Raw genomic sequence first — 13,685 nt, 5'->3', positions numbered from 1 at the left:
ATTTATAATACCGAAAGACCACATGAGGCATTAAATAACATGACACCGATTGAGTATAAAACACTAAAACAAGCAGCTTAATTTTCTACGTGAGTTGTGTACTAAGTTTGGGGCATTTACAAATATAAATAAAAATTAACGCATTATCACTGAAAAGAGATATGGCGTTTTTTATATCATAAAAAAAGAAAAATAACTGTCACAGATTTGGCTAAGCGCATAACAAAATTTATCAAGACGAAATACTACATGTCTGCACCAAACATTTACCTTTACTTAAAAACGAAAGCAAACAAAAAATGTGAGAATATTTATTCGTTGCTATTAATGATTTTTCACGCACTCGCTATACAGGCATTTATTCCGATAAATCCCAATTTAGCCCGGCACTTTTATAAAAGATGATGTGTTAAGCAAATGTCCTTACCACTAAAGGTATTTATTTGGAATCAGCAAGTAACTAGCGATTCAAAAGATAGGAGTATAAAACTGAGAGAAAGTTTTTTCTTATTTAGGTGCAGCTGATCAATATAAAAAGGAACTTATCGTAAAATATTTATCAATATTATGTTTGCTAAGATCATTTTCCTAAAAAACTTATTGCTTTCTTTAATTGGAAAAAATTTACTGGTTAAATTTTAAAATTTAATAATGGTGGGTCGTGAGCGATTCGAACGCTCGACCAACGGATTAAAAGTCCGCTGCTCTACCGACTGAGCTAACGACCCATTTGATAAGAACTACTATGCGCTTAATAGCTGAAACGATAAGTAATTTCGGGGTGCTATAATACTTATAATTGTATTACTACGCAACCACTTTATTGCTACATTTTTCTAATAGCTGATTATTTATACATTTCATTTTAGTGACGCTAACTTTTTATTAGCAAGCACTACCGCATTCTTATCTTTTGGGTATTTATTCACTACTTGTTGAAAAACAGTTTTAGCTTTTTTGGTATCTCCTTTATCAAGTAAAATTAACCCCACTTTATAAAGACTATCAGCAGCTTTGGAAGAAGACGGAAAATCTTTTACTACAGTAGCATAATAAAATGAAGCATCATTTTTTTTACTTTGTTTATATAAAAGCTGACCTAGCCAATAGTTAACATTAGCTCGATAACTAGACTTTGGATAAGATTTCAGATGTTTTTTAAAGGCATCAATAACCTCGTTATTTTGCTTGCCTTCATTAACAAATCGGATTATAAAATTATAATCCGCTTTATCATCGCCAGTAGTTACCCATCCAGATAAATCTGATGAAGATTTGGACAAAGTAGGATCTGAAGATGTTTTTGAACTATATCCTTCTCCTTGTAAATCAAAATCGGTATTTGAAGAAAATCCTGAACTATTAGTCATTTGTTGAAGAATCATTTTCTGGCGTTCAATTATCTGATTAAGTTGATATTTTGTCTCTTCTAACTGACCACGAAGAGTATCTACATCTGCTTGCAAATCGCTAATTTTTTGTTGGTTTTCAATCAATAGCTGTCCTTGTGCTTGAACCGTTTGATCAATGTCGGAACTACTTGCTGCACAACCAGTAAATAAAAGGAATAAAAGTAATGTGAGTATTTTTTTATGCATATTATATAAGACTCAGTGTAAACTTAAAATTAAAAACGGCTGAATAATCAGCCGCTATAAGATGTTATTAGTATCCTACATAGGTTACTACTGCACGACGATTTTTAGCATACGCTTCTTCATCATGACCTAACACAGCAGGTTTTTCTTTACCATAAGAAACGATTTCCATTTGACTTGCAGAAGCACCGTTACCTTGTAAATATGATTTAACTGCAGCAGCACGACGTTCACCTAATGCGATATTATATTCTGGAGTACCGCGTTCATCAGCATGACCTTCAATAACAACTTTTATGTTACTTGTACGAATAAATTCAGCATGTGCATTTAATAATGTTGCATATTCAGATCTAACATTATATTTATCAAAGTCAAAATAAACTGTATTAATTTGTTGTAATTTTTGAAGTTGCTCTAAGGCTTCTTTTGATAAAGCACCATTTAAATTACCACTAACGGTTTGGCTGCTATTAGATGAGCAAGCAGTTACAGCGATTAATGGTAAAGCAACCGCTGCTACTTTAAGAAATTTAGAAAATTGCATTGTATAAACTCCTGTTGTTTGAATAAATTCTATTTATATATCTAACCAACTTTTAAGTAACGCCCGTTATGGGACTAAAAGATTAGAGTAATATATTATAACGACCTTAAACTTTACACAATTTTAATAATTGCAATGTAGTTGTTTTTTTAAGCTGTCTTTATAAATATGGTGACCATGCAGGGAATTTTACTTGCCCATCAGTAGCTGGTAACCTTGCCTTAAAATTACCATCTGTAGAAACAAGGTTCAAAATTGTACCTAACCCTTGAGATGAACTATAAATGATCATTGTACCATTTGGTGCAATACTTGGCGTTTCATCTAAAAAAGTATCAGTTAAACGTTGATAGGTTTTTGTATCCATATCATATCGAGTTATATGTTGTTCGCCATTATTGCTTGATATCATTGCAATAAACGAACCATCAGGTGACACTCTGGCATTCTGATTTTGCGTATTATCCCAAGTCACCCTCTGCGATTCACCTGTATTTATATTAATACTATATAACTGCGGGCGACCTGCTTGATCAGAAGTGTAAACAATAGTTTGATTGTCCGGCATCCAAGATGGTTCTGTATTATTACTACGGCTAGAAGTAATTTGAGTAATTTGTTTGTTACTTAATGTCATCATATATAAATTTAAGCTACCGCCTTTAGATAGAGCAAATGCTAATTTACTACCATCCGGAGAAAATGCCGGCGCCCCATTATGCTGAGGAAAAGATGCAATTGTTTGTACAGCACCACTATCCAAAGTTTTTAACACTAATGAAGAATGCCCCCCTTCAAAAGTTACATAAGCTATTTTTTTCCCATCTGGTGACCAAGTAGGAGACATTAATGGTTCCTTAGAACGATGAACAGTAATTTGATCATAACCATCATAATCAGACACTCTTAATTCGTGCGAAAACGGCCCTTTAGTCATTTTTACAACATAAGCAATTCGTGTTCTAAATGCTCCCTTAATACCAGTTAGTGATTCAAAGATTTCATCACTTGCAGTATGAGCTGCATAACGAACCCAACGCTTTTCAATAGAGAATTGATTTTGAGCTAAAACTGTACCTGGTCGATTAACTGTATCGACTAATTGATAATTTATAAGATATTTTCCTGACGCATCAGGTTGTATTGAGCCAACAACAACAGCTGAAACACCAACTTTGTTCCATACAGTTGGAGTAACCTCTGAAGCTGTTGTCGGTTTCTGAGGCATTTGATTAACGTCAATAGGATTGAACTTACCACTGTTACGCAAATCAGAAGCAATAATTTCTTCAATGGCTTGTGGCGGTTCTCCACCACCTGTCCATTTAAATGGGGCAACAGCTATAGGTTTAGCTGAGCTCACTCCATCAGTAATAATAATTCTAACTTCAGAATTAGCCATTGAGGTAAAAAGTAAAATAAAACAAGTTGCCAAAAAGCGGGAGGCGAATTTGATCATCTTAAATTCCTTAATAAAAATAAGATACACAGAGTTGAATAAAATATAAAATCATAAAAAACAGAAAACCAAGCTTTTAGGAATTCATATGCTGTCTCTAATTAATTCCATATATTAAGCTTTACAAACCATTAACAATTATACCCTGAGAAAGATAGTCGATATCTAGTCACAAGTCTATAGCCTTTAAAATAAAAAGATTTTTATCATTTAATTGTTTGATTATATATAATAATCAAAGTGATATTAAAAATAATTATTCTAAATCTAATTGCTTATACTAATCCTATTTAGGTAAGGTTTAAAGTGTTTCATAAGATATTTTTATATAAGCGGTAGAAGGGATGTATTAAAAATGTTAAAGCCATTTGACAAATAGCCAAAAGTGATAATTTTGGCTTAATAAGTATTTCTATTTTTGACAAAATTCACAATAAAAAGTATTACGCTGTCCAATTTTTTGTGATTTTATTTCTGTACCACAAATCAGACATTGTTCACCTTCGCGTCCATAAACTTGTAACTCCTGTGCAAAATATCCAGGTTTACCATTAGACTGCAGGAAATCCTTGAGTGTTGTTCCTCCTTGTTTAATTGATTTAGTAAGAACTTGCTTAATAGCAGCTACAAGCCTTTCAAATTCATTTAATTGTAAGGAGTTTACTTTTCGAGTAGGGTTGATTTTTGCCATAAATAACGATTCAGAAGCATAAATATTACCAACCCCAACCACAATATGGTTATCCATAATCCAACTTTTTATGGGAACTTTTCGACTCCTTGCTTTTTCAAATAAATATTCAGTTGAAAATTCGTCACTTAAAGGCTCTGGTCCCAAATGTTGTAATTGAGATATTTCGTCTAGCGAATTTGCCCAAAGCCAAGATCCAAAACGCCTAGGATCGGTATAACGTAGAGTAACGCCGTTTTCTAAAACTAAATCAATATGATCATGCTTTTCTGCTTTTTGTGGATTTTTTAAAATACGTAAACTTCCAGACATTCCTAGATGAATTACGATCCAATTGTTGGGTAACTGTAATAATAAATATTTTGCACGACGTTTTATATCTAAAATAACTTGCCCGTGCACATTACTTATAGCCTTATCAACGGACCAACGTAATTTAGGTTGTCGAACAATAATTTTATCGATAATCTGTCCTTTCAAATACGGCAAAATACCTCGACGACTTGTCTCAACTTCTGGTAATTCAGGCATATAATTTCCATTTAGTTATTTAATAGGTCAGTAACCCAAGTTGGTGCCTGCTGAACGGACCTAGGCTGGTTATTCGCTGAGCATAAGCTATGAGGGTTAATTGTCCATACTGGTAAAGAGCGAATACCACTTCCATCACATTGCCACTGTCCATCACTATCAATAGGTACCATAAAAATATTTTGAGGTAGTGGCAATACTAATTTCTTTGGTGGATTATTTTGTAAATATTCACTATAAATTTTTAAGGCGCCAGTTGCTCCTGTTAATTTCATTGGAGAATGATCATCTAAACCAATCCAAACAACAGCAACATTTTTACCATCTATCCCTGTAAACCAGCTGTCACGAGAATCATTACTTGTTCCTGTCTTAGCTGCTAAATTAAATGAACCATATTTAGCTTTTAGTGAACGAGATGTCCCCGAGTTAACAACTTGCTGCATAGCATAAGTGGTTAAATAAGCCGATTGTTGAGATACGGCCTGAAGCTGTTGTGGGTAGCTTTGATAAACTAGCTCACCTTTATCGGTCAATACATATCTTAAAATAGAAAGTGGAGATCGTTGACCATTATTAGCTATCGTTTGAAACATCTGCGCCGTTTCTAACGGTGTTAATTCTAAAGCACCTAGTAATCTTGATGGTAAATTAGATATACGGTCTGTTGATACACCTAATGATTGTAAAGTATTCCTTGTTGCATCAAGCCCTAATGCCATTCCTAGATTAACTGTTGGCACATTAAGCGAAAGTGCTAAAGCATCTACTAACATAACACGATCACGAAATTTACGATCATAGTTTTTCGGTTCCCAATAACCATTACCATCAAGCTTTATTGATAAAGGTTTATCATCAAGCCAAGTATTAAGTTGGTAATGGTCGGGTTGCCCTAGTGCAGTTAAATAAGTTGACGGTTTAGCTAATGAACCAATTGCTCGCTGAGTTAACCAAGCACGGTTATATCCTGGATAACGAGGTTCAGCACTACCAATGATAGAGCGAATTTCTCCAGTTTCTCGGCTAACTATAACCATTGCTGTTTGTAATTCTTTATTAGTTGATTTTCGCAGTTTCTCAATTACGTTAGTTACCGCTTGCTCTGCAGCTGATTGAGCTATAGGATCAAAGGTAGTAAAAATCTTCATACCAGACAGATGTTCTGCCTTATCGCCTAATTGTTTTCTAAGTTCACTACGCACAACTTGCATAAATGCTGGTTGTGGCGAAATTACACCACCTTTGGGCAAAACTGATAGTGGGCGCTGACTTAATAAATTATACAACTCATCATCAATAATACCTTGCTGCTGAGCAAGTTTTAAAACAACATTACGACGTTCAATAACTTGTTGAGGTTGTGTCCAAGGATTATATAATGAAGCTCCTTTTACCATGCCAACAAGTACCGCTTGCTGATCTAATGTCAGTTCATTAACTGGGCGACCAAAATAGTAAAGACTTGCTAATGGAAAACCATGGATCTCTTCACTACCCGCTTGCCCAAAATAAACTTCGTTTAAATAAAGCTCTAAAATACGTTCTTTGCTATAGCGTCCATCCAAAATAAGAGCCATATAAGCTTCACGTATTTTGCGACTTAAACTACGTTCGTTAGTTAAAAAAAGGTTTTTGACTGTTTGCTGAGTTAATGTACTTCCACCTTCAGTACGACCTGTTGTTAAATTAACAAAAATCGCACGACCAATAGAATATAAACTTACGCCATGATGATCATAAAAACGTTTATCTTCCGTTGCGACTAATGTTTGTAATAATGAATCAGGAAACTCTTTTAATGGAACAAACAGCCGTTGTTCTCCATTTGGAGAATGCATCATAGTAATTAATTTAGGATCAATCTTAAGCAATCCAAAATCACGACCTGAATCTATATTAGTAATACGATCAATACGATTTTCATAAAAAGTTATTCTAACTCTAAAAGCTTGCTCTTCACCATCAGGAAAAGTAAAAGGTCGACGATAAATTTCAACCGCATCATTTCTTACAATAAATTCGCCTGGACGAGTAGCTTTGGTATCTTGTTGACGATATTGCGCACCAACTAATATTGTTACCACATCATTTAGACTATATTCACTATCTGGTTCAAGATCAATAATTTGCCCATAAACTGCAGCCGGTAACTCCCATACATTTCCATCAATCCGTTCTTTAATTTGTTGATCAAGATAAACGCCATAAATAATAGCCACTGCAGCAAAGACAAGAAACAACTTAAATAGTAGTGTCAAAAATCGTCGCCAAAGTGTAGTCTTTTTATTTTTTCTGGCCTTTTTAGAAGAGCGTTTTTTTTCTGTTTTAGCTGATGTTTTCAAACTGCACCTAACATTTATTATTAAATAATAATTAGCTTATGATAACATAATTTTTAAGGGCACCTTGACCACCTTTTTTAAAAAGGCCAGGTAAGTAAAGGTTTAAATATAAAAACAAATATATAAACTTAAAAGTTTAGTTGAGAGCTAATACTTTTAACTTTTGAAAAGAATGCCTTTCTCGACTTACCTGTTAATCCTTCTGAAATAGGTAAACTTGCTGTTAATGGATTAACTGGCTTGTTATTAATATGTAATTCAAAATGAAGATGAGGTCCAGTAGAACGCCCTGTATTTCCCGATAGGCCGATTTTATCGCCTTGCTTAACTTGTTGACCTGGTTTAACTAAAATTTTATCCAAGTGCATATAAGTTGTCATATACTGACGACCATGCCGAATAGCAATATAGTTACCCGCTGAACCACTATATTTTGCAATTACTACTTCACCATTACCAACGGATAATACAGGAGTACCACGTGATACAGCAAAATCAACACCATTATGAGGGGCTATTTGTCCTGTAACAGGGTGTAAACGACGTGGATTAAATCCAGAAGAAACACGTGCTTTTTTCGCTAAAGGATAACGGAAAAAACTCTGCGATAAGCTGTTACCATTAATATCATAATATTTACCATCATCAGCTAAAATAGCATAATAATCCTTATTTCCATTTTTAATTCGAATACCTAACAACTGACTATTAGATAAGCTTTTACCATGCATTTCCCGTGTTAGAGCAACTGAAAATTTATCACCAACTTGTAATCGACGAAAATCTAAGCGCCACTGTAAAGCGCGAGTAATAATACCTATTTCATTACTAGTTAACCCACTTTTTCGAGCATCGGCAACAAAACTAGATTTAATGTCACCTTTTATAACAATATTTTGTGGGATGACTTCAGCAGTTTCAGAGCTTTCTATAAATTTATCACCCGATTTTTCATAGATTCGAATATTATTGCTTGATATTGTCCAACTAAAAGTTTGCAAATTATGATTATCATCAGTTGTCCAACTAATTTGTTGACCAATTCGTAGATTTGCAAGTTGCTTAAATTTTGTTGTTAATTGATAGATATCATTTTTATTAACATTATAACGAATTAGAATATCATGCAAAGTATCGCCACGAACAATAGTATATTGTACTGCATTATCTTTACCATCAACGATATCATCTAATTCATCTTTAACAATTTCATCTTCAGGAACATCAGATGATTCAGCAACGGTAGCCATTTTCCCATTTACTATCTCGACTTTTCCATCACCATCAATAGAGCTGGAATTATCATTTACAGTAGTTTCAACTTGAGGAGTTAAAGGAACATAAATTGTTCGATCCAAATTGAGCGGACGCCACAGAGCAGTAAATAAAATAACAATAAAAAGAACGCCCAATATTGAAAAATAGGGAATTTTAAAATTATTTTTTTCAATATTGAAGGATTTTATTTTTCTTGCCAAAATTAACCTTAACTATTTATTACTAAAACTAATTTTTATCTAAACAATCCAACAGTTGCTGTGTTAAATTTGTTAAAAATTGTAAATATGCACCTTTTGAAGGTGTTATACTCGTTCCTAATGGATTCAATTCTCCAATTCGAACATCTGTTCCACTCACTAATTTTTCAATAACTGCAGGGCTAAACTGTGGCTCACGAAATACACATACTGCTTGGTGCTCTTTGAGCTCCTGTTGAATAGCATAAACTTTTTGAACACCGGGCTGAACTGCTGGATTTATAGTAAAACTGCCTAGTTTTTTTAATCCGAACTGTGCCTCAAAATACCCATAGGCGTCATGAAACACAAAATACCCTCTATTTTGTACGGTAATTAGTTTTTTTGCAATGTTTTGTTCTGTTTCTGTGAGTTTAGTAATGAATTCGTTTAAATTTTCATCAATTAATATGCTTTTATCTGGATAAAGCGTAACAAGTCTATCATGAATTGATTGTGCGATAATTTTAGCAATTTTAGGTGAAAGCCAAATATGCTCATCATATTCACCATGGTGATCTTGATTGACCTCATCATGAGAATGATCATCTTCGTGATCATCATGGCTGGTTCTAAGTAACGATTTGATTTCTGGTACAGCCATTAATTCAATTTGCTTTTGCTTATCTATATTTTTTAAAATTGTTGGCATAAAAGCTTCCATATCTTCACCGACCCAAACCACAAGTTCGGCTGATTTAAGTTTTGCTAAATCAGAGGGCTTTAAATAATAAGTGTGTGGAGATGCGCTATCAGGAAGTAAAATATCATTATCAGTTACTCCTGAAGCAATGGCTTCAGTAATAAACCCAATGGGCTTTACAGATGAAATAACTGTCGCATTAGCTATGTTAGTGATAGTTTGCATAAATATTAATGAACAAAATATCATTAAAGAACAGATTAATTGTTTACTATTTTGTGCAATATATTTTTTCACACCATATATCCTATATTTAAAAGTATGATAGAATAAAAACATTAATTGTTATAATATAACATAACATTATTGTAGGCAAGGGCTCTTAACGATATGACACCACTAATTTCTCTTGATAGTGTTTCAGTAGAAATTGACCATCAAAAAATATTATATGACGTTTCGTTAGCAATACATCTTAATCAAATTATTACATTACTTGGTCCCAATGGTGCAGGTAAATCAACTCTAGTAAAAGTCATTTTAGGTTTAATTCCATTTACTTCAGGGACAATTAAGCGTTCAACCAATTTAACAATTGGTTATGTACCACAATCAATTAATTTAAATACCACTCTGCCTATTACTGTTAAACGTTTTATGCACTTAAATAAACAGTTAAATACCGAAAAAATTTTTAATACGTTATCAATGGTAAAAGCTGAATATTTGATTAATAAATCTATGCATCAATTATCGGGTGGAGAATTGCAACGCGTATTATTAGCTCAAGCCTTAGCAAAGCAACCTCAATTATTAATTCTTGATGAACCAACTCAAGGAGTGGATGTTAGTGGTCAAGTATTATTATATGATTTAATCGTTAATGCAAAAAAACAGTTTAATTGCGGTGTATTAATGGTTTCTCATGATCTTCATTTAGTTATGGCAAAAACAGATGAAGTAATTTGTTTAAATCATCATATTTGTTGTTCAGGCACACCTGCTATTGTATCTAATGATCCTGAGTTTATTTCTCTCTTTGGACGACATGGGGCTTCACAAATCGCTGTTTATAAACATCATCATAATCATCAACATGATTGCTGCACTTCTACTATTGATCAACATAAGCAAATTGCTATGTCTAGTTATGGAAAAAAAAATAATGATTGAGTTACTATTACCTTCTTTATTAGCTGGTTTATGCTTAACAAGCATAACTGGTCCCTTAGGTACTTTCGTTGTTTGGCGTAAAATGTCTTATTTTGGTGATACCCTATCCCATGCTGCTTTACTTGGTATCGCTTTTGGTTTTTTACTGAATATCAATTTATTTTATGCAGTCATTTGTGTAACTCTTTTACTGGCCTTAGGATTACTTTGGTTAGAAGCTCAAAAACAACTTCCAATTGATAGTTTACTTGGTATTTTAGCTCATAGTGCATTATCTCTTGGTTTAGTTGTAATTAGTTTAATGAATAATATCCGAATCGATCTAATGGGATACTTATTTGGTGATCTATTATCAGTAACATATTCTGATCTTTATCAAATTACTACTTGTGTAGCATTTATTGGTGCCTTATTGCTTTGGCGATGGAATGACATTTTATTTATTACTGTAAGTGAAGAGTTAGCTTTTAGTCACGGTATTAATGTTCAAATAACAAAATTGCTTTTAACTCTACTGTTGGCGCTAACAATAGGTCTATCAATGAAATTTGTTGGAGCTCTGATTATTACATCTTTACTTATCATCCCTGCCGCAACAGCCAAATATTATTCAAAAACTCCCGAGGCAATGGCAATAATTGCTATAATAATTGGTATGTTATCAGTGATTACAGGACTAATATTTTCTTTTATTTACGACACACCAACAGGGCCATCAATTGTATTAAGTAATACTTGTTTATTTTTTATATCATTATTTATTTCAAAATTAACTTTAAACAAAAAAAATTAAGATTATTGCAAAATTAGATTATTTATTGCGTGACATATCCCATTAATAAAAATGACTTTAATAATCAGTTAACTATTTCTAATACTATAATAGTACAATTCAATATGTTGATAATTAAAAACTATGTCACTTGCAATTATTTATACTCGAGCATCTATTGGAATACAAGCACCGTTGATAAACGTTGAAGTTCATATTAGTAACGGGTTACCTGGTTTTGTTTTAGTTGGTCTGCCTGAAGCAACGGTTAAAGAAGCTAAAGATCGAGTTAGAAGTGCTATTATTAATAGTGGTTTTACTTTTCCTTCAAAAAAAATAACTGTTAACTTATCTCCTGCAGATCTTCCAAAGGAAGGAAGTCGCTTTGATTTACCAATAGCTATCGCTATTCTTGCCGCTACAGAGCAAATTCCAACAGATAATCTATTACATTATGAATTTTTGGGAGAATTAGCTCTTTCAGGTAATATTAGAGCAGTAAAAGGAGCAATTCCGGCAGCTATTTCTTCTAAAAAGAAAAATCGCACACTAATTATTTCAGCAGAAAATCAATCTGAAATTTCTTTAATTCACCAAAACAATACTTTAATCACCAATAACTTATTAGAGTTATGCCAATATTTATATAACGAAATTGACTTGCCAGCAGTCCAATATCGTGAATACAAAGATATTGATAATAATTTATCAAGCCTACAAGATATAATCGGACAGGAACAAGCCAAAAGAGCATTAGAAATTGCAGCCGCAGGAGGTCACAATTTACTATTAATTGGACCTCCTGGAACAGGTAAGACTATGTTAGCAACTCGTTTGACTTCCCTGTTACCTCAATTATCTGATGAAGAAGCACTTGAAAGTGCGGCAATAACTAGTCTAGTTAGTCCAAATGGATCAATTAAAAACTGGCGTAATAGGCCGTTTAGATCACCTCACCATAGCGCATCAGCAGCAGCATTGGTTGGCGGAGGAACAATACCTAAACCAGGAGAAATATCACTAGCACATAATGGGGTTTTATTTTTAGATGAATTACCAGAATTTAACCGAAAAGTATTAGACGCTCTTAGAGAACCAATTGAGTCAGGTGAAATTATCATTTCGAGAGCAAACGCAAAAATAAAATTTCCTGCTAAGTTTCAATTAATAGCAGCAATGAATCCAAGCCCTACAGGACATTATCAAGGAACACACAATAGAACAACACCCCAGCAAACAATTCGCTATCTAAATCGACTTTCAGGACCATTTCTCGATAGATTTGATATTTCTATTGAAGTACCTTTATTGCCTAAAGGCACCTTAAGTCAAAAAAAGACTTCCGATGAATCAACCGAAACGGTAAAACAGCGAGTTTTACAAGCAAGAAATATTCAGTTTAAAAGAAACAATAAATTAAATAGTCAGTTAAGTGCAAATGAAATACAATGTTATTGCAAATTATCAGATGAAAATAATGAATATTTAGAACAAGCATTGATTAAATTAGGACTCTCTGCTAGGGCGTGGCATCGTATATTAAAAGTATCGCGTACAATTGCAGATTTAGATTCGTCAGAAAATATAGAACGAAAACATATTTCAGAAGCATTAAGTTATCGTTCTATGGATCGATTATTAATTCAATTACACAAAAATATCGGTTAAAAGAATTAGTCGTCACTATCGACAAAATCATCAGTTGTATCAACTTGAGGCTTCCCGCCGGATAATGTATGAAAGCGTTTAGGCTTATTTATACGAGAAAGATATTTTAGCCAAGTTTTTTCGAAATCAGTTGATGGTTCCTTTTTACCTTTACAAACGGCAACAAATGATTTTTCTTCTGCTGTAGTAGGTTTTCTAACTTCTGTATCAAGATCTTTAAAAGCACACCCATGTTTTTCCAAAATAAGAGCTTCTTTAATAGTAAAGTCTCCGTGACGAGAAAATCCTCTTGGATAATTCTTATTATCAAAAAAACGTTGTTGACTTACAAAACTCTCAGCCATGTTCTATCCTCTAGGTTGTAAAAGTATCTGGGCAGGAATTATAATTGACTAAGTTAATCTGTAAATAGAATTCTTTTATTTGTTCTATCAAAAATGACTAAATGATTAAATTTAAAACAGAACAATTATTTTTGTGGCAGGGGCGGAGAGTCTCGAACTCCCAACACCCGGTTTTGGAGACCGGTGCTCTACCAATTGAACTACGCCCCTAAATAAGGTGGCGGAACGGACGGGGCTCGAACCCGCGACCCCCTGCGTGACAGGCAGGTATTCTAACCAACTGAACTACCGCTCCACCGTATTTGGTATGTATATATAAAATTTAAAAGTCTGGCGGCACCCTACTCTCACATGGGTAATACCCACACTACCATCGGCACTACGGCGTTTCACTTCT

General features: G+C 33.6%; 11 protein-coding genes and 3 tRNA genes. 3 read left to right on the top strand and 11 right to left on the bottom strand.

The features are described 5' to 3' along the window. Nucleotides 1–652: 652 nt before the first annotated feature. The 8 genes from ACGH6S_RS11435 to znuA form a co-directional block, all read right to left on the bottom strand. Nucleotides 653–728: transfer RNA gene (locus ACGH6S_RS11435), tRNA-Lys, on the bottom strand. Nucleotides 729–860: 132 nt separating this feature from the next. Further along, nucleotides 861–1,598: a tol-pal system protein YbgF gene (ybgF, locus tag ACGH6S_RS11430; protein ID WP_034914776.1), complete on the bottom strand. Its 738-nt coding sequence runs from the start codon at nucleotides 1,596–1,598 to the stop codon at nucleotides 861–863. A 67-nt stretch (nucleotides 1,599–1,665) separates the two neighbouring features. After that, nucleotides 1,666–2,145 carry a peptidoglycan-associated lipoprotein Pal gene (gene pal / locus ACGH6S_RS11425; RefSeq protein WP_034914778.1) on the bottom strand — a complete coding sequence of 160 codons (480 nt, stop codon included), beginning with the start codon at nucleotides 2,143–2,145 and terminating at the stop codon, nucleotides 1,666–1,668. A 160-nt stretch (nucleotides 2,146–2,305) separates the two neighbouring features. Then, nucleotides 2,306–3,601, bottom strand: coding sequence for a Tol-Pal system beta propeller repeat protein TolB (gene tolB, locus ACGH6S_RS11420; RefSeq protein WP_085166026.1), 1,296 nt, complete (start codon nucleotides 3,599–3,601; stop codon nucleotides 2,306–2,308). 415 nt (nucleotides 3,602–4,016) lie between these two features. Continuing rightward, the gene (mutM, locus tag ACGH6S_RS11415) at nucleotides 4,017–4,826 is read right to left on the bottom strand and encodes a bifunctional DNA-formamidopyrimidine glycosylase/DNA-(apurinic or apyrimidinic site) lyase (protein WP_065590723.1); all 810 of its coding nucleotides are present in this window, start codon (nucleotides 4,824–4,826) and stop codon (nucleotides 4,017–4,019) included. 11 nt (nucleotides 4,827–4,837) lie between these two features. After that, nucleotides 4,838–7,171, bottom strand: a complete 2,334-nt coding sequence (gene mrcB, locus ACGH6S_RS11410) for a bifunctional glycosyl transferase/transpeptidase (RefSeq protein ID WP_194240463.1) — start codon at nucleotides 7,169–7,171, stop codon at nucleotides 4,838–4,840. A 128-nt stretch (nucleotides 7,172–7,299) separates the two neighbouring features. Then, nucleotides 7,300–8,649: a murein DD-endopeptidase MepM gene (gene mepM, locus ACGH6S_RS11405; protein ID WP_174799170.1), complete on the bottom strand. Its 1,350-nt coding sequence runs from the start codon at nucleotides 8,647–8,649 to the stop codon at nucleotides 7,300–7,302. Nucleotides 8,650–8,677: 28 nt separating this feature from the next. Then, nucleotides 8,678–9,628 (bottom strand): zinc ABC transporter substrate-binding protein ZnuA, encoded by a 951-nt coding sequence (znuA, locus tag ACGH6S_RS11400; protein WP_202983961.1) that lies wholly within the window; start codon nucleotides 9,626–9,628, stop codon nucleotides 8,678–8,680. Between the two features lie 93 nt (nucleotides 9,629–9,721). Here znuA and znuC point away from each other — a divergent pair, with 93 nt between their 5' ends. The 3 genes from znuC to ACGH6S_RS11385 all read left to right on the top strand — a co-directional run bounded on the left by znuC (nucleotide 9,722) and on the right by ACGH6S_RS11385 (nucleotide 12,944). Beyond that, entirely contained in the window at nucleotides 9,722–10,504 is a 783-nt protein-coding gene (gene znuC, locus ACGH6S_RS11395; protein ID WP_065590726.1) for a zinc ABC transporter ATP-binding protein ZnuC, read from the top strand. Then, entirely contained in the window at nucleotides 10,497–11,297 is an 801-nt protein-coding gene (gene znuB / locus ACGH6S_RS11390; protein WP_085166028.1) for a zinc ABC transporter permease subunit ZnuB, read from the top strand. The genes znuC and znuB overlap by 8 nt, the downstream gene beginning before the upstream one ends. Before the next feature lie 123 nt (nucleotides 11,298–11,420). Beyond that, nucleotides 11,421–12,944 carry a YifB family Mg chelatase-like AAA ATPase gene (locus tag ACGH6S_RS11385; RefSeq protein ID WP_411578900.1) on the top strand — a complete coding sequence of 508 codons (1,524 nt, stop codon included), beginning with the start codon at nucleotides 11,421–11,423 and terminating at the stop codon, nucleotides 12,942–12,944. Nucleotides 12,945–12,949: 5 nt separating this feature from the next. Here ACGH6S_RS11385 and ACGH6S_RS11380 read toward each other — a convergent pair whose 3' ends face one another. The 3 genes from ACGH6S_RS11380 to ACGH6S_RS11370 all read right to left on the bottom strand — a co-directional run bounded on the left by ACGH6S_RS11380 (nucleotide 12,950) and on the right by ACGH6S_RS11370 (nucleotide 13,583). Further along, nucleotides 12,950–13,288 carry a DUF413 domain-containing protein gene (locus ACGH6S_RS11380; RefSeq protein ID WP_034914792.1) on the bottom strand — a complete coding sequence of 113 codons (339 nt, stop codon included), beginning with the start codon at nucleotides 13,286–13,288 and terminating at the stop codon, nucleotides 12,950–12,952. A 134-nt stretch (nucleotides 13,289–13,422) separates the two neighbouring features. Next, nucleotides 13,423–13,498 (bottom strand) — tRNA-Trp (locus ACGH6S_RS11375). Between the two features lie 8 nt (nucleotides 13,499–13,506). Then, nucleotides 13,507–13,583: transfer RNA gene (locus ACGH6S_RS11370), tRNA-Asp, on the bottom strand. Nucleotides 13,584–13,685 lie beyond the last annotated feature (102 nt).

The organism is Gilliamella sp. BG3, from assembly GCF_046635605.1.
GTDB lineage: Bacteria > Pseudomonadota > Gammaproteobacteria > Enterobacterales > Orbaceae > Gilliamella > Gilliamella bombi.
The sequence above is the reverse complement of the archived record's forward strand: the minus strand, read 5'-3'. Positions and strand labels throughout refer to the sequence as shown.